Annotated in this window: 20 protein-coding genes and 1 pseudogene; 5 read left to right on the top strand and 16 right to left on the bottom strand. The window is 61.5% G+C overall.

Annotation, left to right across the window (positions count from 1 at the left end):
* Positions 1 to 50: 50 nt before the first annotated feature.
* The 13 genes and pseudogenes from HX855_RS24200 to HX855_RS24255 form a co-directional block, all read right to left on the bottom strand.
* The gene (locus tag HX855_RS24200; RefSeq protein WP_177089762.1) at positions 51 to 677 is read right to left on the bottom strand and encodes a bifunctional 2-polyprenyl-6-hydroxyphenol methylase/3-demethylubiquinol 3-O-methyltransferase UbiG; all 627 of its coding nucleotides are present in this window, start codon (positions 675 to 677) and stop codon (positions 51 to 53) included.
* A 39-nt stretch (positions 678 to 716) separates the two neighbouring features.
* Positions 717 to 1,361 carry a methionine ABC transporter permease gene (locus tag HX855_RS24205; RefSeq protein ID WP_177089761.1) on the bottom strand — a complete coding sequence of 215 codons (645 nt, stop codon included), beginning with the start codon at positions 1,359 to 1,361 and terminating at the stop codon, positions 717 to 719.
* Positions 1,351 to 2,469 carry a methionine ABC transporter ATP-binding protein gene (locus HX855_RS24210; protein ID WP_177089760.1) on the bottom strand — a complete coding sequence of 373 codons (1,119 nt, stop codon included), beginning with the start codon at positions 2,467 to 2,469 and terminating at the stop codon, positions 1,351 to 1,353. Before HX855_RS24210 ends, HX855_RS24205 begins: the two co-directional genes overlap by 11 nt.
* 2 nt (positions 2,470 to 2,471) lie before the next feature.
* Positions 2,472 to 3,281 (bottom strand): MetQ/NlpA family ABC transporter substrate-binding protein, encoded by an 810-nt coding sequence (locus HX855_RS24215; RefSeq protein WP_177089759.1) that lies wholly within the window; start codon positions 3,279 to 3,281, stop codon positions 2,472 to 2,474.
* Positions 3,282 to 3,292: 11 nt separating this feature from the next.
* Positions 3,293 to 3,382: pseudogene (locus HX855_RS33485) on the bottom strand (outer membrane lipoprotein carrier protein LolA); the annotation flags it as partial.
* Positions 3,383 to 3,399: 17 nt separating this feature from the next.
* On the bottom strand, positions 3,400 to 4,752 hold the full coding sequence (locus HX855_RS24220; protein ID WP_177089758.1) for an LLM class flavin-dependent oxidoreductase: 1,353 nt from the start codon (positions 4,750 to 4,752) through the stop codon (positions 3,400 to 3,402).
* Positions 4,752 to 5,945 (bottom strand): SfnB family sulfur acquisition oxidoreductase, encoded by a 1,194-nt coding sequence (locus HX855_RS24225; RefSeq protein ID WP_177089757.1) that lies wholly within the window; start codon positions 5,943 to 5,945, stop codon positions 4,752 to 4,754. The genes HX855_RS24220 and HX855_RS24225 overlap by 1 nt, the downstream gene beginning before the upstream one ends.
* A gap of 23 nt (positions 5,946 to 5,968) precedes the next feature.
* Positions 5,969 to 7,210 (bottom strand): SfnB family sulfur acquisition oxidoreductase, encoded by a 1,242-nt coding sequence (locus tag HX855_RS24230; RefSeq protein ID WP_177089756.1) that lies wholly within the window; start codon positions 7,208 to 7,210, stop codon positions 5,969 to 5,971.
* A gap of 183 nt (positions 7,211 to 7,393) precedes the next feature.
* Entirely contained in the window at positions 7,394 to 8,179 is a 786-nt protein-coding gene (locus HX855_RS24235; RefSeq protein ID WP_177089755.1) for a hypothetical protein, read from the bottom strand.
* 337 nt (positions 8,180 to 8,516) lie between these two features.
* On the bottom strand, positions 8,517 to 9,263 hold the full coding sequence (gene tcyN / locus HX855_RS24240; protein ID WP_177089754.1) for an L-cystine ABC transporter ATP-binding protein TcyN: 747 nt from the start codon (positions 9,261 to 9,263) through the stop codon (positions 8,517 to 8,519).
* Positions 9,264 to 9,266: 3 nt separating this feature from the next.
* Positions 9,267 to 9,932: a cystine ABC transporter permease gene (gene tcyL, locus HX855_RS24245; protein ID WP_177089753.1), complete on the bottom strand. Its 666-nt coding sequence runs from the start codon at positions 9,930 to 9,932 to the stop codon at positions 9,267 to 9,269.
* Positions 9,932 to 10,726 carry a cystine ABC transporter substrate-binding protein gene (gene tcyJ, locus HX855_RS24250; protein WP_177089752.1) on the bottom strand — a complete coding sequence of 265 codons (795 nt, stop codon included), beginning with the start codon at positions 10,724 to 10,726 and terminating at the stop codon, positions 9,932 to 9,934. The genes tcyL and tcyJ overlap by 1 nt, the downstream gene beginning before the upstream one ends.
* A gap of 231 nt (positions 10,727 to 10,957) precedes the next feature.
* The gene (locus HX855_RS24255; protein ID WP_177089751.1) at positions 10,958 to 11,950 is read right to left on the bottom strand and encodes a D-cysteine desulfhydrase; all 993 of its coding nucleotides are present in this window, start codon (positions 11,948 to 11,950) and stop codon (positions 10,958 to 10,960) included.
* 166 nt (positions 11,951 to 12,116) lie between these two features.
* Between HX855_RS24255 and epsC the strand changes: the two genes are divergently transcribed.
* Positions 12,117 to 13,043: a serine O-acetyltransferase EpsC gene (epsC, locus tag HX855_RS24260; protein ID WP_177089750.1), complete on the top strand. Its 927-nt coding sequence runs from the start codon at positions 12,117 to 12,119 to the stop codon at positions 13,041 to 13,043.
* A 426-nt stretch (positions 13,044 to 13,469) separates the two neighbouring features.
* A complete protein-coding gene (betT, locus tag HX855_RS24265; RefSeq protein ID WP_218176012.1) occupies positions 13,470 to 15,431 on the top strand; it encodes a choline BCCT transporter BetT in 1,962 nt (653 codons plus the stop codon).
* A 6-nt stretch (positions 15,432 to 15,437) separates the two neighbouring features.
* On the opposite strand, the gene HX855_RS24270 is transcribed toward betT, so the two are convergent.
* Positions 15,438 to 15,689 (bottom strand): hypothetical protein, encoded by a 252-nt coding sequence (locus HX855_RS24270; protein ID WP_177089748.1) that lies wholly within the window; start codon positions 15,687 to 15,689, stop codon positions 15,438 to 15,440.
* A gap of 176 nt (positions 15,690 to 15,865) precedes the next feature.
* Complete coding sequence (locus tag HX855_RS24275; protein WP_177089747.1) at positions 15,866 to 16,597, bottom strand: SDR family oxidoreductase; 732 nt, start codon at positions 16,595 to 16,597, stop codon at positions 15,866 to 15,868.
* A gap of 120 nt (positions 16,598 to 16,717) precedes the next feature.
* Here HX855_RS24275 and HX855_RS24280 point away from each other — a divergent pair, with 120 nt between their 5' ends.
* From HX855_RS24280 to mgrA, 3 genes are all read left to right on the top strand, one after another.
* A complete protein-coding gene (locus HX855_RS24280; protein WP_177089746.1) occupies positions 16,718 to 17,608 on the top strand; it encodes a LysR family transcriptional regulator in 891 nt (296 codons plus the stop codon).
* Between the two features lie 161 nt (positions 17,609 to 17,769).
* The gene (locus HX855_RS24285) at positions 17,770 to 19,098 is read left to right on the top strand and encodes an OprD family outer membrane porin (protein WP_177089775.1); all 1,329 of its coding nucleotides are present in this window, start codon (positions 17,770 to 17,772) and stop codon (positions 19,096 to 19,098) included.
* 109 nt (positions 19,099 to 19,207) lie between these two features.
* The gene (gene mgrA / locus HX855_RS24290; RefSeq protein ID WP_177089745.1) at positions 19,208 to 20,245 is read left to right on the top strand and encodes an L-glyceraldehyde 3-phosphate reductase; all 1,038 of its coding nucleotides are present in this window, start codon (positions 19,208 to 19,210) and stop codon (positions 20,243 to 20,245) included.
* A gap of 147 nt (positions 20,246 to 20,392) precedes the next feature.
* On the opposite strand, the gene tauD is transcribed toward mgrA, so the two are convergent.
* Complete coding sequence (gene tauD, locus HX855_RS24295) at positions 20,393 to 21,229, bottom strand: taurine dioxygenase (protein ID WP_177089744.1); 837 nt, start codon at positions 21,227 to 21,229, stop codon at positions 20,393 to 20,395.
* Positions 21,230 to 21,233 lie beyond the last annotated feature (4 nt).

Genomic DNA, 21,233 nt, shown 5'->3' on the forward strand with positions numbered 1-21,233 from the left:
ATGTGGGAGCCGGGCTTGCCCGCGATAAGACCAGTTCAGGCAATGCAGCTCTAAACTTTCTTCCACACACTCGCCAGCCACGGCTGTTGTTCCCGAGGCAATCCCGCCGGCCGGAAGTAATGCTCCAACTCCACAAACCCTGCCGCCGTCAGCAGTTCCTGCCAGGCTTGCAAGTCGTGGTACGAGCCATACCGCGGCCCATTCCAACCTTCCTGGTTTTCACCCCGAGGGTTCGAACTGAACAACACGCCACCCACCTTCAACGCCCCATGCAACTGCCCGAGCACCCGCGGCAGTTCCTGCTTGGGAATATGAAACAGCACCGCATTGGCGAAGATCCCGTCGAAGCGTCCGGCGGGCAAATCGAGCTTCAGAAAGTCCTGCTGCAGCACTTCACAGCCGCTGTCTTCCCGGGCCATTTGCGCAAAACGCTCGGAGCCATCAAGCCCCACCGCGATGTGCCCCATGCGGGTAAACGTCTGCAAGTCCCGCCCCGGCCCGCAGCCGAAATCCAGCACGGTAAACGGCGCGTCGCCCTGGATATGTCGCAACAACGCATCGATGTTCTGGCTCACGTCGTGGTCACGGGTGCCTTCACGAAAGTCCTCGGCCACCTTGTTGTAGTGGCCGAGGGTGGTGGACGTGATCTGGTCGAGGTCATCAGGGGCGAGTTTCATGGCGGGTCATACCGGGCGCTGAGAGGGCCCGACTATACCTCACCTCTTGTTCAGAACCCTGGCCAACCGATCGCCGCCCAACTGAATCACCGCCACCAGGATCACCAGCAGCACGATCACCGTGAGCATGATCTGGGTATCAAAACGCTGATACCCATAGCGATAGGCAATATCCCCCAGGCCGCCAGCCCCAATCGCCCCGGCCATGGCCGAGGAGTTGATCATCGTCACCAGGGTAATCGTGAACCCACCGACAATCCCCGGCAGCGCCTCCGGCAACAGCACGTGCCGGACGATATGCCAGCGCCGGCAACCCATGGCTTGCGCCGCCTCGATCAGGCCGTGATCGACTTCGCGCAAGCTGACCTCGGCGATCCGCGCAAAAAACGGCGTGGCCGCAATGGTCAACGGCACCACGGCCGCCCACACGCCATAGGTGGTGCCGACGATCAGCCGGGTGAACGGAATCAGCGCCACCATCAGAATCAAAAACGGAATCGAGCGGAATAGGTTAACGAACGCCCCCAGCACCCGATTCAACGCGGGCGCCTGATAGATGCCGCCCTTGTCGCTGGTCACCAGGAACACCGCCAGGGGAATGCCCACCAGCAGCGCGATCAGCGACGACACGCCGACCATCAACAGCGTGTCGATGGCGCCCTGCAATAAACGATCAAACCACATAGCCCAGCACCTCCACCTGTTGTGCCCAGCGCCCGGCGCGGGTGCGCAGTTCTTCAGCGGAGAAGGCCGAGCCACTCACCGCCAGCAGCAATTGCCCCAAGGCATGGCCCTGGATGCGCTCCACGCCGCCTTGCAGCAAGCGCACGCGGCCGCCGAGGGCGCTGAACAGCGCGGCTAAATCCGGTTCGTCTTCGGCGCTGCCGGTCAATTGCAAACGCAGCACCACGGCGGCGTCTTTTGAGGCCGGGTGGGTGTGTAAACGGTTTTGAAGCTCCTCGGGCAACCCATGTTGCAGCGGGGCCAGCAGGGTTTTGCTGACCTCGTGCCGGGGGTTGCCAAACACTTCCCATACCGGGCCTTGCTCGACCACGTGGCCATGTTCCAGCACCACCACGCGGTCGCAAATTTCTCGAATCACGGCCATTTCATGGGTGATCAATACGATGGTAAGGCCCAGGCGCTTGTTGATCTCCCGCAGCAGGCCGAGGATCGATTGGGTGGTTTCCGGGTCGAGGGCTGACGTGGCTTCGTCACACAACAGAATCTGCGGGTCATGCACCAGCGAACGGGCAATGCCCACCCGCTGTTTCTGTCCGCCGGACAGCTGCGCCGGGTAGGCCTTGTGCTTGTCCTGCAAACCCACCAGCTCCAACAGCTCGCGCACTTTATTCTCGCGCTGTGCCTTGGGCACACCCGCGACTTTCAGCGGCAGTTCGACGTTCTGCCACACGGTCTTGGCCGACATCAGATTGAAGTGCTGGAAGATCATGCCGATGCGCCGACGCAGGGCCACCAGGCGGTCTTCGTCGAAGTCGCCGATGTCCACCTGGTCAATCAGCACCCGGCCGCTGCTCGGCTGTTCCAGGCGGTTGATGGTACGGATCAGCGACGACTTGCCGGCGCCGCTGCGGCCGATGATGCCGAACACTTCGCCGCGCTGGATCGCCAGGTCAATGCCTTGCAGGGCCGGCACGGCTTGGCCGTCATAGGTCTTGCCCAGGTTGATGAATCGCACATGGGCATGGTTCAGCGCCGGGTGCAGCTCGGTCTGCTGCGCGTCCAGGTGCGGTGGTTGCGACTCGCGTAGTTGTGCTGTGGCGGCGCTCATGATCAACCTTCCCAGCCGACTTGGTAGAGCGTGCCCAGGGATTTATCCAGGGCGGCCCGCACCACCGGCGAGTGCTGGTAGATGTCGATGAACTTGATCAGGCGCGGGTCGGTTTTGCTTTTCGGCTGGATCACGAACTGGATCACGTATTCCTTGTGGTCGATCCCGTCGAACAGCAAGGCCGACTCAGGATCGAAGGTCTTGGACAGGCGGATATAGGCCGGGTAGCCCTGCACCAGGTCGGCATCGTCATAGGCGCGCACCAGTTGCACGGCTTCCACTTGCAGGATCTTGATCTTTTTCGGGTTGGCGACGATGTCTTCTTCGGTGGCCTTGTAGCCCACGCCCGGCTTGAGGGTGATCAACCCTGCCTTGGCCAGCAGTTGCAGGCCGCGACCGCTGTTGATCGGGTCGTTGGCAATGGCAACCGTGGCGCCTTGGGGCAGGTCATTGAAGTTTTTGTACTTTTTGGAATACAGGCCGACGTTGTTGATGATCCCCGGGGCGAACGGCACCAGGTCAAAGCCTGCGGCGGCCTTGGCGTTCTCCAGGAACGGGATGTGCTGGAAGTAGTTCACGTCGATGTCGCCGGCCGCGAGGCTGACGTTGGGCGCGATCCAGTCGGTGAACTCCACCAGTTCGACTTTCAGCCCTTGTTTACCGGCCTCTTCGACGGCGGCTTCCAGGGGAATCGCGAAGGCGGCGGTGGTGCCGACTTTCAACGGCGCATCGGCGGCGAACACCGCCGAGCTGAACAATCCGAGGGCGAGGGCCAGTGCTTTGACTGGGTGGCTGAGCAATGTTTTTTTCATAGTGGGTTTCCAATGGTAGGAGCGAGCTTGCTCGCGAAAAACTTGAGGGCGCCGCGGGGTGTCAGGTGCCCCGCGTTATCGTTAGCGATTTTCGCGAGCAAGCTCGCTCCTACAGGGGTCAGTGGCGGTAGGTGGAGCCGGTGTGTTGTCCAGGCAGGTGCGCGGAGCTGTGGAACACTTTTTCCCGCAACGTCCCGGTCTCATACGCGGTCTTGTACGAGCCCCGGCGCTGCAGTTCCGGCACCACCAGTTCGATAAAGTCGACGTAGCTTTCCGGGGTCACGATGCGCGTCAGGTTGAAGCCATCCAGGCCGGTTTCGCTGATCCATGACTCCAGCTCGTCAGCCACCTGCGCAGGCGGACCCACCAGGGTGATGTAGCGGCCGCCGAGGGCGTGTTGCTCGAGCAATTTGCGCCGGGTCCAGTCGTTGTTTTGCAGGTTTTTGGTCGCCGACTGGATGGCGTTGCTCTTCACGTACTGGATCGGTTCATCGATGTCGTATTGGGAAAAATCAATCGCCGTGGACGCCGAGAAATGCGCCACGCCGGCTTCCGCGCTGGCATAGCTCAGGTACTCGGCGTGCTTGGCCCAGGCCGCTTCTTCGGTGGCACCGACGATCACGTTCAGCCCCATGAACACCTTGATGTCGTCGGGGTTGCGTCCGGCTTCCACTGCACTGGCGCGCACCTTGTCCACCTGGATTTTGGTCGAGGCCTTGTTCTGCCCGCTGATGAACACGCACTCGGCATGGCGCCCGGCGAACAGCAAGCCACGGTCCGAACTGCCCGCCTGGAACAGCACCGGCGTGCGCTGCGGTGACGGCTCGCACAGGTGATAACCCTCTACCTGGTAGAACTCGCCCTTGTGCTCGACCTTGTGCACTTTCTCGGGCTGGGCATACACCCGCGCCTGTGGGTCGTTGATCACCGCGTCGTTTTCCCAGCTGCCTTCCCAGAGTTTGTAGAGCACTTCCAGGTATTCGTCGGCCTGGTCGTAGCGCCGGTCATGCTCGACCTGCTCGCTGAGGCCCATGGCCTTGGCGGCGCTGTCGAGGTAGCCGGTGACGATATTCCAGCCCACCCGGCCACGGCTCAGGTGATCGAGCGTGGAAATGCGCCGGGCGAACAGATACGGCGGTTCGTAGGTGAGGTTGGCGGTGAGGCCGAAGCCGAGGTTTTTGGTGACGGCGGCCATGGCCGAGACCAGCAGCAACGGGTCGTTGACCGGCAGCTGGATCGACTCTTTGAGGGGCACGTCGATCGAGTTTTGATACACGTCATACACCCCGACGATGTCGGCGATGAACAACCCGTCAAACAGCCCGCGCTCCAGCAGCTGCGCCAGTTCGGTCCAGTACTCGAGGGTTTTGTACTGGGTCGAGTTGTCCCGTGGATGGGTCCACAGGCCGTGGTTGATGTGCCCGATGCAGTTCATGTTGAAGGCATTGAGCAGGATTTTTTTCTTCGCCATCAGATCGTCCCCCGCAGTGGCGGGTTTTCATCGTTGAGGTAGTAATTGCCAACCGCGTGGTACTTCCAGCGCACCGGGTCGTGCAGGGTGTGCACCCGGGCGTTGCGCCAGTGGCGGTCCAGGCCGTGTTCGGCGAGGGTCGCCTGGCTGCCGGCGAGTTCGAACAAGGTGCTGCCGGCGGCCAGGGAAATCTCGGTGCTCAGGGCGCGCACTTCGGCAACGGCGATGGACGCGGCCGCCACGGTGTCGGCATTGCTGTCGGCCTGGGCGCGATCGAGGAAATCACCTGCGCGTTCCAGCAAGGCCTCGGTAGCGTGCAGGCGGATGCTCAGGTGGCCGAAGCTTTTCAGGGTCAATGGATCTTCCGTGGCCTTGTCGCTGGTGGCGTCGATCCAGGGGCGGGTTTTGGTGCGCACAAAGTGCAGGGCATCTTCATAGGCGGCGCGGGCGATGCCGGTGTCGATGGCCGCGTGAAGGATCTGCGCCAGCGGGCCGACGGTGGTCGGGCGTTCGAAGGCGCTCTGGAACGGGATCACGTCCTGGGCTGCCACCCACACGTTATCGAACACCACCGAACCGCTGCCGGTGGTGCGCTGGCCGAAGCCGCTCCAGTCGTCGATCACGCTCAGGCCCTGGCTGTCACGGGTGACAAAGGCCAGTTGCTGCACGCCGTTCTCGTCCACCACAGAAGTGGGAATACGTTGGGCGTAGATCGCACCGGTGGAGTAAAACTTGCGACCGGTGATACGGAAGCCGTCACCGTCGCGAGTGATTGTCGTGATGCGGTCATGGGCCGTCCTGGTGCCCAGTTCGGCCAGGGCATTGCCGAAGCGCTGGCCGGCGAGCACTTCGGCGTACAGGCGTTTTTGCTGCGCCGGGCTGCCGTTTACCCGCAGCACTTCCAGGGCATAAAAATGGTTTTGCGGGATCTGCCCCAAGGAAGCATCCGCCTGGGCAATCAGTGCCGTGACCTTGGCCAGGGTGACGTTGGACACCCCGGCGCCGCCGAATGCCCTGGGTACGCTGATGCCCCACAGGCCGGAGCGGGAAAACACGTCCAGTTCCGGCAAGGGCAGGCGGCGTTCGCGGTCGCGCAGGGCGCTGTCGCGGCGAAAGTCTTCGGCCAGGTCGCTGGCGACAATAAGGGCTTGTTCATCGCTGGTAATGACCGCGACGTGATGAGAAAGAGTCATAGGTTTCTCCAGAGGTCTGGTCGTTAAATCCAGGAATGTCGGGCCGGCAAAGTGCCGTTCAGGTGATAGGCGCCCACCGCGTGATATTTCCAGCGCACCGGGTCGTGCAGGGTGTGCACTCGGGCGTTGCGCCAGTGGCGGTCGAGGTTGAATTCGGCGAGGGTGGCGCGGCTGCCGGCCAGTTCGAACAGTTTTTCGCTGGCCAGCAATGAAATCTCGGTGGTCAGCACTTTGGCTTCTGCCACGGCAATCGAGGCCCGTGCGGCGGACTGCGCGGTGATCGGCGCGGCACTGACTTGATCCAAAACCTGGCCCGCCTTGCGCAGCAGGGCTTCGGCCGCATGCAGTTCGATTTTCAGCTTGCCGATATCGGCGATCACATACAGGTCATCGCTGGCCCGCTCGACCTTGGCGTCGACCCATGGCCGCGAGCGTTCGCGTACAAAACTGATGGTGTCGTCCAGCGCACCACGGGCGATGCCGGCGTCGATGGCGGCCTGGATCAATTGCGAAACCGCGCCCTGGATACCCGGCGATTCGCTGAGGCGCCAGCTCTGCACCACCAGGTCGGCGTCCACCGCTACCTGATCCAGCAGCACCGTGCCGCTGGCGGTGGTGCGTTGGCCAAAACCGGACCAGTCATCGACGATGCGCAGCCCTTCGGTGCCACGGCGCACGAACGCCATGACGGTTTTGCCGTCATCGTTCAACGCCTTGACCGCCACCCAGTGGGCGAACAACGCGCCGGTGGAGTAGAACTTCTGGCCGCTGATGACGTAGCCGTCGCCCTTGGCGGTGATGCGTGACTTGAGGTCCAGGGTGTTTTGGGTGCTGCGTTCCGGGCCGCCATTGCCGATGCGCCACCCGTCCAGCACGCTCTGGAACAGCTGCTTTTTCTGGCGCTCGCTGGCCGCACCTTGCAGCACGTGCAGGATGCCGAAATGGTTCTGCGGGATTTGCCCCAGCGCCGGGTCGGCCGCGCTGATGATCGCGAACACCTCGGCCAGGGTCACGAAGGACACTTGCGGGCCGCCGTACTCACGGGGAATGGAAATACTGCCCAGGCCACTGCGGGTGAAGTGCTCGATTTCAGCCCAAGGCAGTTTGCGCTGCTGATCGCGCCGGGCCGCTTGCAGGCGCGCGGCCTGGGCAAGCGTGTGGGCGGCGCTGAGGGCCTCGGCGTCGTTGCGCAGCACCTTGGCGGGCAACAACAGCGGGGCGACGTCCAGCTCACTCTGGGGGGGTGTTTGTGCCAAGTTGGACATCAGCGCCGCTCCTTGGCTGCACGCAATGCCCTGGCGTTACGCACCGGGGTAATTTTGACCATACCTACCTCACATCCGTTGAAAAGATAAAAAATCAGGAATGTCCGGTGGTCCGGTGCATATACCCTAATCGTGTTAATTATTTAAATAAACTAACTTCTAGGAATATGCATAGAAGGTCTGTCACCCAGGTTCGCAGGGTGAACCGGGGCGGCGGGGCTGGTAGACCAGCGGGGCCGTGGCGGGGTGGATCGGAGCCTGGGGAATGAGTGCGGCGATGCGCAGGGTGCGGGCCGGCGCCCAGCGGGAATTGTTGCCGACCCGGTCGAGAATGCAGTAGGTCACTTCAAGGCGATGGTCATCCCCGGCCTCGACGATGATCGCCGACGGCACCCACACCTGCACGGCCTTGCCCACATCGCCGGCCTGGATTTTCGGCAGGTCCAGGCGCACATCGCCCCAGCGCAGGGTGATCTCGTCATCGACCGCCATGTTCTGGTAGGGCTCGATGGTCAGGGGCACGCCGCGGCGAACCTGGCTGCTGTTGACGCCGTGGCGGCAGATGGTCTCAGGCAGGCCGACGGTGGCCAGGTTCTGGTTTTCGTCGTTACTCAACGCGCAAGGATGGCCGCCGGGGCAGTCGGTCTTGACCTGCACCTGGGTGATGGCCGAGCGCGCCGGGCCGTGGCCCACCTGCATGACCCGGTAATGAATCCGCGCCGGGCCATTTTGCACAAAGCTTTCCGGTACCTTCAGGCGGGTGAACAGGCCGATTTTGCCGGCGGTGACACGCCGGGAAGCGGCAAAGCAGTTGTTCCAGAACAACTCGATCAGGTCGCCCTCGTCCATACCGCAGTAAGGCGCGATATCGACCTGCAGGTTTGTCGCCGCGAGGGCATTGATGCCTTCTCGATGGGCCTGGGGCAACGTCGGGGCAGCGAGCAGCGCCTGAGTGGAAATACGCGTCATAAATAATCTCCTTGATGCAGCCAGCAGCAATCGTTCCGGACATCAAGCGCGGGCAGGCGGCGTAGTCCGAAAGGAACGATTTAATGAAAAACCAGAATGGATCCAATCCTCTGGGCGTTAGATAAGAGGCTTGGTTAGTTGGCGTCAAGGGGCTGGGCGGAGCAAACAGGGCGTTATGGATTATTCAGAAGGGTCTTACTGGCGGGACGCTGCAAGTGCGTGTTTCGAGGTGACTTTTACCCAATGAATAAAGGGCTTTTCCCAAAAAACGCTAAAGAGGCGAGTTGCCTTTCGGCAACTCTATAAAGCGAAGTTTCTTACAAGCGATGGGGGTAAGTTAGTTGTTGATGAACTTGCTGAGAAACTGCCGGGTGCGTTCTTCTTTCGGGTTGGCAAACAGTGCCTTGGCTTCGCCTTGTTCAACGATTACACCCTTGTCGAAGAAGATCACCCGGTTGGCCACATCCCGGGCAAAACTCATCTCGTGGGTCACGATGACCATGGTGCGGTTTTCTTCCGCGAGGCTGCGAATGGTCGCCAGCACTTCACCGACCAGTTCCGGGTCCAGGGCCGAGGTTGGTTCATCGAACAGGATCACCTCCGGCTCCATCGCCAAGGCCCGGGCAATCGCGACCCGTTGCTGCTGCCCACCGGACAGTCGCCGTGGGTAGGCGTCTTCCTTGCCCGCCAGGCCGACCCTGGCCAACAGCTTGCGGCCGAGGGCATCGGCGGTGGCCCGTGGCATCTTCTTGACCACGATCGGGCCTTCGATGACGTTCTCCAGGGCGGTGCGGTGCGGGAACAGGTTGAAGTTCTGGAACACAAACCCCACGTGCTGGCGCAGGCGCCGCACCAGGCTTTGTTGCTGGTTGAGCGGGCGGCTGCTGTCGATCTCGATGTCACCGACCTTGATCCGGCCACTGGTGGGTTCTTCGAGGAAATTCAGGCAGCGCAGGAAGGTGGTCTTGCCGGAACCGCTGGGGCCGATGATGGCGACCACTTCGCCTTCCTTGACCTCAAGGTCGATCCCGTTCAGCACCACCTGACCCTTGAATTGTTTGGTCAGTTTTTCAACCACGATCATGCTTCAAGACTCCAGGTCATGCCGGTTGACTCGCGCTTCCAGGCGGTTTTGCACGTGCGCCAGGGCGCTGGCAAGAATCCAGTAGATCAAGGCGGCGGACAGATACATGGTGAAAATTTCGAAGGTACGGGCCGACACCAATTGCGCCTGGCGGAACAGCTCCGGCACCTGGATGGTGGCGGCCAGGGCGGTGTCCTTGACCAGGGAAATAAAGCTGTTGCCCAACGGCGGCAAGGCCGTGCGCATGGCCTGGGGCAGGATGGCCCGGCGCAGGGTCTGCGCACGGGTCATGCCGATACTGGCCGCTGCTTCCCACTGGCCGCGCTCGATGGAGCCGATGGCGGCACGCAGGATTTCACAGGCGTAAGCGGCCATGTTCAGCGAGAAGCCGATCATGGCCGCCGGGATCGGATCCAGCTCGATGCCCACTTGTGGCAAGCCGTAGTAGATCAAAAACAGCTGTACCAGCAAGGGCGTGCCGCGAAAGAACGACACGTAGACGCGGGCAGTCCAGCTCAACAACTTGAAGCGCGACAGGCGCATCAAGGCCAGGCCGAAGCCCAGCAGCAAGCCGAAAAACATCCCGCCAAGGCTAAGGATTACCGTGAAATACGCGCCCTTGAGCAGAAAGGGCGCGGAGTCCAGCGCGAGTTGGAAACCTGCTTCCATTATTGAGTAACGTCAGCGTTGAAGTACTTCTCGGACAGCTTCTTCAACGTGCCGTCGGCGCGCAGTTCGTCGAGGGCCTTGTTCACCGCAGCCAGCAGTTCAGGCTCGCCTTTGCGCAGGGCAATACCGGCTTCCTGACGGGAGAACGCAGCACCTGCCGCGGCAGTGTCCTTGGCTTTCTTGGCGTATTCCAGCGCCGCCAGGCGGTCGATCAGGATGGCGTCGACACGGCCGATGCGCAGGTCCTGGAACTTGGTAGGGTCATCGTTGTAGGTTTTGACAATGGCTTTCGGTTGGTTTTCCTTGAGCCATTGTTCGTAGTTGGTGCCCAGGCCCACACCGATTTTCTTGCCGGCCAGGTCGTCGGCGGTCTTGATGGTGTCGACGTTTTTCGCCAGGGTCAGCGCCTGGATCCCGGAGACGGTGTACGGCGTGGAGAAGTCATACTTTGCCTTGCGCGCGTCGGAGATGGTCACCTGGTTGACGACCGCGTCCAGGCGCTTGGATTCCAGGGCGGCGAGGATGCCATCCCACGGCGTGGCTTGCAGCTTGACCTTGACGCCCAGCTTCTTGGCCAGCGCTTCAGACAACTCGACCTCGAAACCGCTGAGCTTGCCGTTTTCATCGACGAAGCTGAACGGCGGGTAGGTGCCTTCCAGGCCAATCTTGATTTCGCCGGCTTTCTTGATGTCAGCCAACTGCTCGCCAGCCACTGCCTGGCCCAGCCACCCGGCGCCAAGCGCCAGCCCCAACGTGCCAACCAGTAACGTGCGACGGAATACAGAAATAGTCATGAAGAGCCCCTGTGTTTTTTATGTTGAGCGATGCAGGTGACGCGGTAGTCGTATCCTGCCTTAAAAGCGCCGTGTGTGGGAGCCGGGCTTGCCCGCGATTGCATCAACTCGGTGTTTTGGATCCGCCCAGTCATGCGTATCGCCATCAAGCTCGCCTACGGCGCGACTATAAAGCCGGCTTTTAAGACTTGAAAATAATATAAAATCAAAATGATATTCCCTTATGGAATATCAAAAGCTCGAACCATACGCAAACAACGCCGGTGCACCACCGGTATGCAGGAAGATGATCGGTCCCTCTTCAAAACGCTGTCGACCCATGCCGTCCAGCAAGCCGGCCATGGCCTTGCCCGTGTAGACCGGGTCCAGCAGCAAACCTTCCTGGCTGGCCACCAGCTTGATCGCCGCCAGCGTGCCGGCATTCGGCTCGCCATAACGGGGGGCGAAGTACTCGTCCCACAGGATCACCTTGAACGCGTCCGGCACCGGCACGCCGAGCAATTCGGCCGTGCGTTCGGCCAGGTTTTGCACCTTGGGCCGCTGGTCTTCGTCCGTACGGGACACGGTAACGCCAATCACCGGCAAGTCCGGCAGCACTTCGCTCAACGCCAGTGCCAGGCCGCTGTGGGTGCCGGCGCTGCCCGAGGCCAGGACCACGGCGGCGAACTGAATGCCACTGTCTTCAATCTGCCCGGCCAGCTCCAGCCCGGCGCGCACGTAACCCAGTGCGCCCAAAGCATTGGAGCCGCCGATGGGCACCAGGTACGGCTTCTTGCCGTTGCTGCGCAAGCGGTCGGCGAGGGCGTTGAGTTGGGCGTCGACGTTGTCCAGGTTCTCCACCAATTCGACCTTGGCGTCGAACAGGTCCAGCAGCAGGCGGTTGCCGTTGCCCAGGTAGTTGGGGTCTTCGGTGCCCGTCGGGTTTTCCAGCAGGGCGACGCAGCCCAGGCCCAGCTTGGCCGCCAATGCAGCGGTCTGGCGCACATGGTTGGACTGGATCGCGCCGGCGGTGACCAGGGTATCGGCACCTTGGGCGATCGCGTCGGCGGCGAGGTATTCGAGTTTGCGCAGCTTGTTACCGCCCATGGCCAGCGGGGTGGTGTCGTCGCGTTTGACGTAGATATCACGCCCCAGCCAGGCCGAAAGCCGCTCGAGTTTTTCCAGGGCGGTGGCGCCGCCCAGCAGTTCCAGACGGTTAAAACGGTCGAGCTGTTGTTTGATCATGGCTACGCACGGGTGGTCAGAGATGCAGCGACTATAGGCAGGCACTTTTCAGTGGGCAACCGCCAATCGCTTATGTCGGCGGGTTATTAGCATTGCACTATTGGTTCTTAAGGGCGCTCCGGTGCCTTGCCGTAAAGTGATCGGCATTTCGTCAGGAGTGAAGACCGTGAGTGAGCGTTCCAGTCATTGGCAATTACAGACCATCGTCAGCCAACTGCGCAGCGCCCGGGACCAGTGGCGCACCCGCAACGGCCGGGTCAGCGGCGAGCAGGGCGGGCGCGAGCTGCCTTCGCGGGAGGCCGTGGCGCAGATCCTTGAAGCGTTGTGCGGTGCGCTGTTTCCCATGCGGTTGGGGCCGGTGGACCTGCGTGAAGAAAGTGAAGACTTCTACGTCGGCCATACCCTGGATGTGGCGCTGAATGCGTTGCTCGCCCAGGCGCGGTTGGAGCTGCGTTACGCCGCGCGCCAAGGCGGCCAGGATGACAGTGCGGTGGACGCCCATGCCATCCACCTGATCCAGGATTTCGCCCTGGCCTTGCCCGCCTTGCGCAGCCTGCTGGACACCGACGTACTCGCCGCCTACCACGGCGACCCGGCGGCCCGCAGCGTGGATGAAGTGCTGCTGTGCTACCCGGGGATTCTGGCGGTGATTCACCATCGCCTGGCTCACCATCTGTACCGTGCAGGCTTGCCGTTGCTGGCGCGCATCAGTGCGGAAATCGCTCACTCGGCGACCGGGATTGATATCCACCCGGGTGCACAGATCGGCCCGAGCTTCTTTATCGACCACGGGACGGGTGTGGTGATTGGCGAGACGGCGATCATCGGCGAGCGGGTGCGTATCTATCAGGCTGTGACCCTGGGCGCCAAGCGTTTCCCGGCGGACGAGGATGGGCAACTGCAGAAGGGCCATCCGCGGCATCCGATTGTTGAGGATGATGTGGTGATTTATGCCGGGGCGACGATCCTGGGGCGGATCACGATTGGCAAGGGTTCGACCATTGGCGGCAACGTGTGGCTGACGCGAAGCGTGCCGGCGGGGGCGAACCTGACCCAGGCGAATCTGCAGCATGATGACGGGACGCAGAAGTAAAACACTGCTCTCTCTAACGATCACATAGATCAAATGTGGGAGCTGGCTTGCCTGCGATAGCGGTGTATCAGCAACAGATGTATGGCTGACCCACCGCTATCGCAGGCAAGCCAGCTCCCACAATGGATCGCATTCCAGTCTCGGCCAGTATTTCGCTCAGCAATCGCTGAACGTTTTGTCATCCCCACACGTCATACCATTCCTTGAGCTAGTGTAGGAAACACCTACCACTCGGCCCTGCGATTAGTCCTCAAACCCCTATCCATGTTTAACTTGACTGTTCGTTCAAGTTAAATCGGTGGTTCGCTGCCCGCTCACAACAGGAGGCTTACCTTTGCTGAGTCTGTTTTTCACAGCCACATCCCACACCCTTGAGGTGCGCCCTTCATGAGTGCATCGTCCACACCTTCAAGCGGTCAGGTCCGCATGAACCCGCCGGTGTTTTACTTCGCCGCGAGTGTCATCCTGCTGTTCGGCCTGACGGTCATCGCTATTCCCGAACAAGCCGGCGCCTGGTTGCTGGCTGCACAAAACTGGGCGGCCAATACGGTCGGCTGGTACTACATGCTGGCGATGACCCTGTATCTGGTCTTCGTGGTGGTCACCGCGTTATCGGGCTACGGCAAGATCAAACTCGGTGCCGACCACGACGAGCCCGAATTCAGTTATTTGTCCTGGGCCGGCATGCTGTTCGCCGCCGGGATCAGCATCACGCTGTTTTTCTTCTGCGTGTCCGAACCGCTGACGCACCTGGTGCAACCGCCCCAGGGCGAAGCCTTGAATGGTGACGCCGCGCGCCAGGCCATGCAGATCCTGTTTCTGCACTGGGGCCTCCACGGCTGGGGCGTGTTCGCCTTCGTCGGCATGGCCCTGGCGTACTTCGCCTACCGGCATAACCTGCCGCTGGCGTTGCGCTCGGCGCTGTACCCGCTGATCGGCAAGCGCATCAACGGCCCCATCGGGTACGCAGTGGACGGCTTCGGCATCATCGCCACGGTGTTCGGCCTCGGCGCCGACATGGGCTTCGGTGTGTTGCACCTCAACTCCGGGCTGGACTACCTGTTCGGCGTGGCCCACACCCAGTGGATCCAGGTCGGCCTTATCACCTTGATGATGGGCGCGGCGATCCTGGTGGCAGTCTCCGGCGTCGACAAGGGCGTGCGAGTGATGTCCGACATCAACATGCTGCTAGCCTGTGCGCTGCTGCTGTTCGTGTTGTTCGCCGGGCCCACCCAGCACTTGCTCAACACTCTGATCCAGAACATCGGCGACTACCTGGGCGCCTTGCCGACCAAGAGTTTCGACCTCTACGCCTACGACAAACCCAGCGACTGGCTGGGCGGTTGGACGGTGTTCTACTGGGCCTGGTGGATCGCATGGTCGCCGTTCGTGGGCCTCTTCATCGCGCGTATTTCCCGCGGCCGCACCATCCGTGAATTCGTGTTCGGCGTGCTGTTGATTCCACTCGGTTTCACCCTGGCGTGGATGTCGATCTTCGGCAACAGTGCCATCGACCAGGTGCTCAACCACGGCCTCACGGCGCTCGGTCAGTCGGCCATCGATGACCCGTCGATGAGCCTCTACCTGCTGCTGGAAACCTACCCGTGGAGCAAGACCGTCATCGCGGTCACAGTGTTTATCAGCTTCGTGTTCTTCGTCACCTCGGCCGACTCCGGCACCGTGGTGCTCTCGACCTTGTCGGCCAAAGGCGGCAACGCCGATGAAGACGGGCCGAAGTGGCTGCGAGTGTTCTGGGGTGCGATGACGGCATTGGTGACCAGTGCGCTGCTGTTTGCCGGCAGCATCGACTCACTCAAGTCTGCGGTGGTGCTGACCTCGCTGCCGTTCTCGATGATTTTGCTGCTGATGATGTGGGGGCTGCACAAGGCGTTCTACCTCGAATCCCAGAAGCAGATCGCGCAGATGCATTCCCTCGCGCCGGTGTCGGGCTCACGCAAGGGCACCGGCGGTTGGCGCCAGCGCCTGAGCCAGGCGGTGCACTTCCCGTCACGGGATGAGGTGTACCGTTTCCTTGAGACCACGGTGCGTCCGGCCATTGAAGAAGTGACCGCGGTGTTCGTCGAGAAGGGCCTGAACGTGGTGGCCCAGCCGGACCCGGCCAACGACAGCGTCAGCCTGGAAATCGGCCACGGCGAGCAGCATCCGTTCGTGTACCAGGTGCAGATGCGCGGCTATTTCACGCCGTCATTTGCGCGGGGCGGGATGGGCTCCAAACAGCTCAACAACCGCCGCTACTACCGTGCCGAAGTGCACCTGAGTGAGGGCAGCCAGGACTACGACCTGGTGGGCTACACCAAGGAGCAGATCATCAACGATATCCTCGACCAGTACGAACGGCACATGCAGTTCCTGCACCTGGTTCGTTAGGGCGGCTCAGGCCCTGCTGAGATAGAGGGCCAGGGCCACCAACGGCGCACCGAACACCCCACTGCCGATCACCAGCTCCGAGACCACGGGCTGGCCGGCAGTGACGACGCCCACCGCGCCGTTCACCACCGCCACCACCAGCCAGATCCCGACAAAGCTGTAGGCCAGAATGTGCCGGCTGACGCCCAGCTTTTGGCCGATGAACAGCATCAGTGCGAGCAGGATCAGGCCAGAGGTGATGACGAGGGTGGTGTGCATGGCTGAAGTCTCCTGATACCCGCTGATTCACAGCGAACACCAAACCTGTGGCGAGGGAGCTTGCTCCCGTTGGGCTGCGAAGCGGCCCCAAAATCTTGGGAGCGCTACGCACTCCAGCGGGAGCAAGCTCCCTCGCCACAATATTAGTGCGTCGTAGAGTGAGTGGTTGTGTGGTTTCAGACCAGGCCGCCATTGGCCCGCAGGATTTGCCCGTTCACCCAGCCACCGGCCGGGCTCACCAGGAACGACACCACGCGGGCGATATCTTCCGGTTGGCCAAGGCGTTCCAGTGGCGGCATCTTGGCCAGGCCCTGGATCTGCTCTTCGCTTTTTCCATGCAGAAACAATTCGGTCGCCACCGGGCCAGGCGCAACCGCGTTGACGGTGATGCGCCGGCCGCGCATTTCCTTGGCGAACACCTGAGTCAGGGATTCCACCGCCGCTTTGCTCGCGATGTACACCGCATAACCCGGGAAGTTGAGGCCGACGGTGCTGCTGGAGAAGTTGACGATGCGCCCGCCGTCGTTCATGCGGGTGGCGGCTTCACGCAGGGCATTGAAGGTGCCGCGGGTGTGGATGTCGAAGTTCTGGTTGTACAGCTCGTCGCTGTGCTGGGCCAGGGGCAGTACTTTGAGAATCCCGGCGTTGTTGACCAGCACATCGACCTTGCCCAGTTGGGCTTCGGTCTCGTCGAACAGTCGCTTGACGTCGGCGGCGCTGGCCACGTCGCCCTGGATCGCTATGGCTTGGTGGCCGGCCTGGCGCAACTCCACCACCAGCTTCGACGCTTCCGTGGCGCTGTTGGCGTAGTTGATGGCGACGGCGTAACCGTCGGCCGCCAGTTGTTTGGCAACCACGGCGCCGATGCCGCGGGAGGCGCCGGTAACGATAGCAACTTGAGTGGTCATGATCAGTTTCCTCGGGGGTTAGTGGCGGGGTGTGGAAGCAGATTCACATGTTTACCCAGGCCGATAAATGCGCCAGAGTTGCCTTGACTGTTCAAGAATCGCCAACAATGGAGGCACAACGTGGACCAGGTCAAAGCGATGAAGGTGTTCGTACGAATCTACGAGCGCAGCAGCTTCACTCTAGCCGCGGATGACCTGAACCTGCCCCGCGCCACCCTGACCCACACCCTCAACCAGTTCGAGGCCTGGCTCGGCACGCGCTTGCTGGAGCGCAGCACCCGCCGCGTGCGCCCAACGCTGGACGGCGAGGCCTACTACCTGCGCTGTGTGCAACTGCTGGCGGAGCTGGAAGAGGCGGAACTGGCCTTCCGTTCAGTGGCACCCAAGGGCCGCCTGCGGGTGGACCTGCATGGCACCCTGGCCAAGTACTTCGTGATTCCGGCACTCCCGCAATTCATGGCGCGCTACCCGGACATTGAACTGTCCATCAGCGAGGCGGACCGTTTCGTCGACCTGATCGCCGAAGGTGTGGATTGCGTGCTGCGTGCGGGCACCCTGGGGGATTCGGCGCTGATCGGCAGGCGTGTCGCGACGCTGCGCCAGGTGACCTGCGCGAGCCCGGCGTACCTGCGCAAATATGGCGAACCGAAAAGCCTCGCCGACCTCGGCGAGCACCGCGCGGTGAACTACGTTTCGCGCACCACCGCCAAGCTGTTCCCGTTCGAATTCATGGTCGGTGGCCAGGTGCAGGAAGTGACGATCGAGGGGGCGCTGTCGGTGTTCGGTGCCGAGATTTACTCCGCCAGCGCCGTCGCCGGGCTGGGGATTATCCAGTGCCCGCACTACCGCATGGCCGAGCTGATCAGCCAGGGTGTGATGCAGGAAATCCTCACCGATACACCGCCGCCCCTGATGCCGGTGTCGGTGCTTTATCCGCAAAACCGACACATGTCGCCGAGGGTGCGCGTGTTCGTCGATTGGCTCGCCGAAATCTTCGCCACCGCCCGCTAAGCCACGTATTTACTGGGCTCCTTAAATTTAATTTCATCCGGGTAAAGGGTGTTTTGACTCCGAACTGTCACATGGCCATCGCCTAATTGTGTGAAGCGTTTGACGCTTTCATTTCAGAACAGTGACGGAGACCGGTACCAATGAAGACGTTATTAAGCCCCATGGTGGGTGCCGCCATGGCGAGCTTTATGCTGTCCGCCCACGCCGATTTTATCGATGACAGCCACGCCGATGTGACCCTGCTGAACCGCTACCTCAACCAGCAGGGGCGCGATGTGGTGAACAGCAATAACAAGGCCCACAGCGTGCGTGACTGGGGCCAGGGTTTTGAATTCAACTTCAAGTCGGGCTACACCGAAGGCACCGTAGGTTTCGGCCTGGACCTGCAAGCGTTCTATGGCTTGAAACTGGATTCCGGTGGCGACCTGGGCGACAAGGATCACCAGGGCCGTTACCCCGGCAGCATGTTCCCGCTGGATGACGGCAAGTCGGCCGACCAGTTCGGCGTGCTCAGCCCGACCTTCAAAATGCGCTTCGCCCAGGATGAATTGCGCGTTGGTACGCTCTACGGCAACAACCCGGTACTGGCCAACACCGACGGTCGCCTGTACCAGCAGACCAACACCGGCGTGCAGTTGGTCTCCAAAGACTTGACCGACTTCACCTTTACCGCCGGTGACATCCTCAAGACCAAGATCCGCAACGAAACCGGCGACCAGGGCATGATCACCGCCGGCGGCACCAAAGAGAGCGATCGCTTCCTCTACGGCGGCGCGGACTACAAAGGCTTGCCGGATACGACCATCAGCTTGTGGTATTCGAACCTCGAGGATTACTACCAGCAGTTCTTCCTCGGTGCCAAGCGCCATGATGCCTTGCCGGTGGGCGCGATCGACACCGATGTACGCCTGTACCGCAGCTTGGGTGTGGGTGAAAACGCCGCCGGGGACAAAGACTTCTCCGCCGCAGGTCTGTACGGCGACGGCACCTCCAAGGGCCGTATCAACCAGTCCACCGTCAGCCTGTTGGAAAGCTACAGCCTGGACGGCCATACCGTCGGCCTGGGCATCCAGAAAAACAGCGGCGACAGCGACTTCCCGTACCTGGATTCCGGCCTGAACAGCGGCGCCAGCAACCAGGGCCCGGGCTCGGGCGCCGACACCCCGGCACTCACCAACATGCAATTGAACAAGTTCCAGCACGCCGGCGAGCGCACCTGGCTGGCCCAGTACAAATATGACTTCGGCAAACTCGGCCTCAATGGCCTGACGTTCGCCACGTCCTACGCGCACGGTGATGACATCCGCACCGTCCAGGGCACTACCAGCGAATGGGAACGTAACATCACCCTGGCCTACCAGGTGCCGACCGGTACCCTCAAAGGCCTCGGTGTGACATGGCGAAATGCCCACGCCAGCCCGGACATTACCGGTGCCACCGTGCAAGATGAAAACCGCCTGTATGTGAGCTACGTCGTTCCACTCTGGTAGGAAATTGCTGTACAAAGAGCGGGCACACTTAAGCGATTCAGCCGCTTAAAAGGCTTGGGAATATCTTTATTCCCAGGCCTTATTTGCTCATAAGACCAGAGAGGATTCGATGACTTACATTGCTGCCGAAAACCGCTATGAATCTATTCCTTATCGCCGCGTAGGCCGCAGCGGACTGGTGCTGCCGGCACTGTCCCTGGGGCTGTGGCACAACTTTGGCGACAGCACCCCCATCGACACCCAGCGCGCCCTCCTGCGCACCGCGTTCGACTTAGGCATCAACCACTTCGACCTGGCCAACAACTACGGCCCTCCGTACGGCAGCGCCGAGATCAACTTCGGCCGGTTGCTGCGGGAAGATTTCAAGCATTACCGCGATGAACTGATCATCTCCAGCAAGGCCGGCTGGGACATGTGGCCGGGCCCTTACGGTCAGGGCGGCGGTTCGCGCAAATACGTACTGGCGAGCCTGGACCAGAGCCTGCAACGCCTGGGCGTCGACTACGTGGACATCTTCTACTCCCACCGCTTTGATGCCGACACCCCACTGGAAGAAACCGCCAGCGCACTGGCCACCGCCGTGCAACAGGGCAAGGCGTTGTACATCGGGATTTCGTCCTATTCCGGCGTGAAAACCCGGGAAATGGCGGCGCTGCTCCAGGAATGGAAAGTCCCGCTGCTGATCCACCAGCCGGCCTACAACCTGCTCAATCGCTGGGTGGAAAAAGACCTGCTGGACGTCACCGAAGAACTCGGTGCCGGGGTGATTGCGTTCACGCCATTGGCCCAGGGCCTGCTGACCGACAAATACCTCAACGGCGTGCCGGCGGATGCGCGGGTGAACCGTCCGGGGGGTGGTTCGTTGCAGGCCAAGCATTTGTCCGATGCCAACATCGCCCATGTGCGTGCGCTGAATGAAATTGCCAAGCGCCGTGGCCAGAGCCTGGCGCAGATGGCGTTGGCGTGGACGTTGCGTGATCCGCGGGTCACCAGTGCCCTGATCGGTGCGAGCCGGCCGGAGCAGATCATTGAAAACGTCGGGGCGTTGCAGAACCTGAGCTTCAGTGCGCAAGAGCTGGCGGAGATTGATCGGTTTGCCCAGGAAGGCGGGATTAACTTGTGGGAGAAGCCGTCTACGGCTGAATAAGCGGTAGAGCCCGATTTCTGCATCAGCCCCGATTAACTGTGGGAGCCGGGCTTGCCCGCGATGGCGGAGTGTCAGTCGATGGATATGTCGCTGACCCACCGCTATCGCAGGCAAGCCAGCTCCCACATTTGATTTGTGGTGTGCCTGTTAAAACGGCACATCTCCAAGAATCGTCGCCCGGTGCATCACCCGCCGTTGCGGCCGGTAATCATCTACGGCGTAATGCTGGGTCACGCGGTTATCCCAAAACGCCACATCATTTTCCTGCCAGCGCCAGCGAATGGTGAACTCCGGCCGGGTGGCGTGGGCAAACAACAGCTTCAACACCGCTTCGCTTTCCGCCGGCTCCAGTTCGTTGATCTTGCTGGTGAACCCTTCATTCACAAACAGCGATTTACGCCCACTCACCGGATGGGTACGAATCACCGGGTGGGACAGTGGCGGGTTCTTGCGCCGGGCGTCTTCCCAGCGAGCCAAATCCTCTGGCGTGTTGCCGTAACGCTCCTGGGGGAACGAGCGTGTGAAGTCATGGGTCGCCGTCAAACCCTCCAGCAGTTTTTTGAACGGTGCCGACAACGCCTCATACGCGGCAATCCCGCTGGCCCACAACGTATCGCCGCCAAATTCCGGCAACAGCTTGGCGCTGAGCACCGCGCCGAGGGCCGGGGTGGGAAGGAAGGTCACGTCGGTGTGCCAGATGGCGTTATCGCGTACGTCGGTCAAGGCGGTGTCGAGGATCAGCACTTCAGGCTGCTCCGGCACGTTGGGGTAGATCGGGTGAATGTGCAGGTCGCCGAAATTCGCCGCGAACCGTGCCTGTTGTTGCGGGTTGATTGGCTGGTCACGGAAGAACAGCACCGAATGCTTGAGCAGCGCCTGTTCGAGGGCGTCGCGGTGTTCGGTGTTCAGCGGTTGGGTGATGTCGACGCCACTGATCTGGGCGCCAAGGGCGATGCTGAGAGGCGTTACGGTCAGGCTGCTCATGGGA

The organism is Pseudomonas sp. IPO3778, assembly GCF_013386825.1.
Taxonomy (GTDB): Bacteria; Pseudomonadota; Gammaproteobacteria; order Pseudomonadales; family Pseudomonadaceae; genus Aquipseudomonas.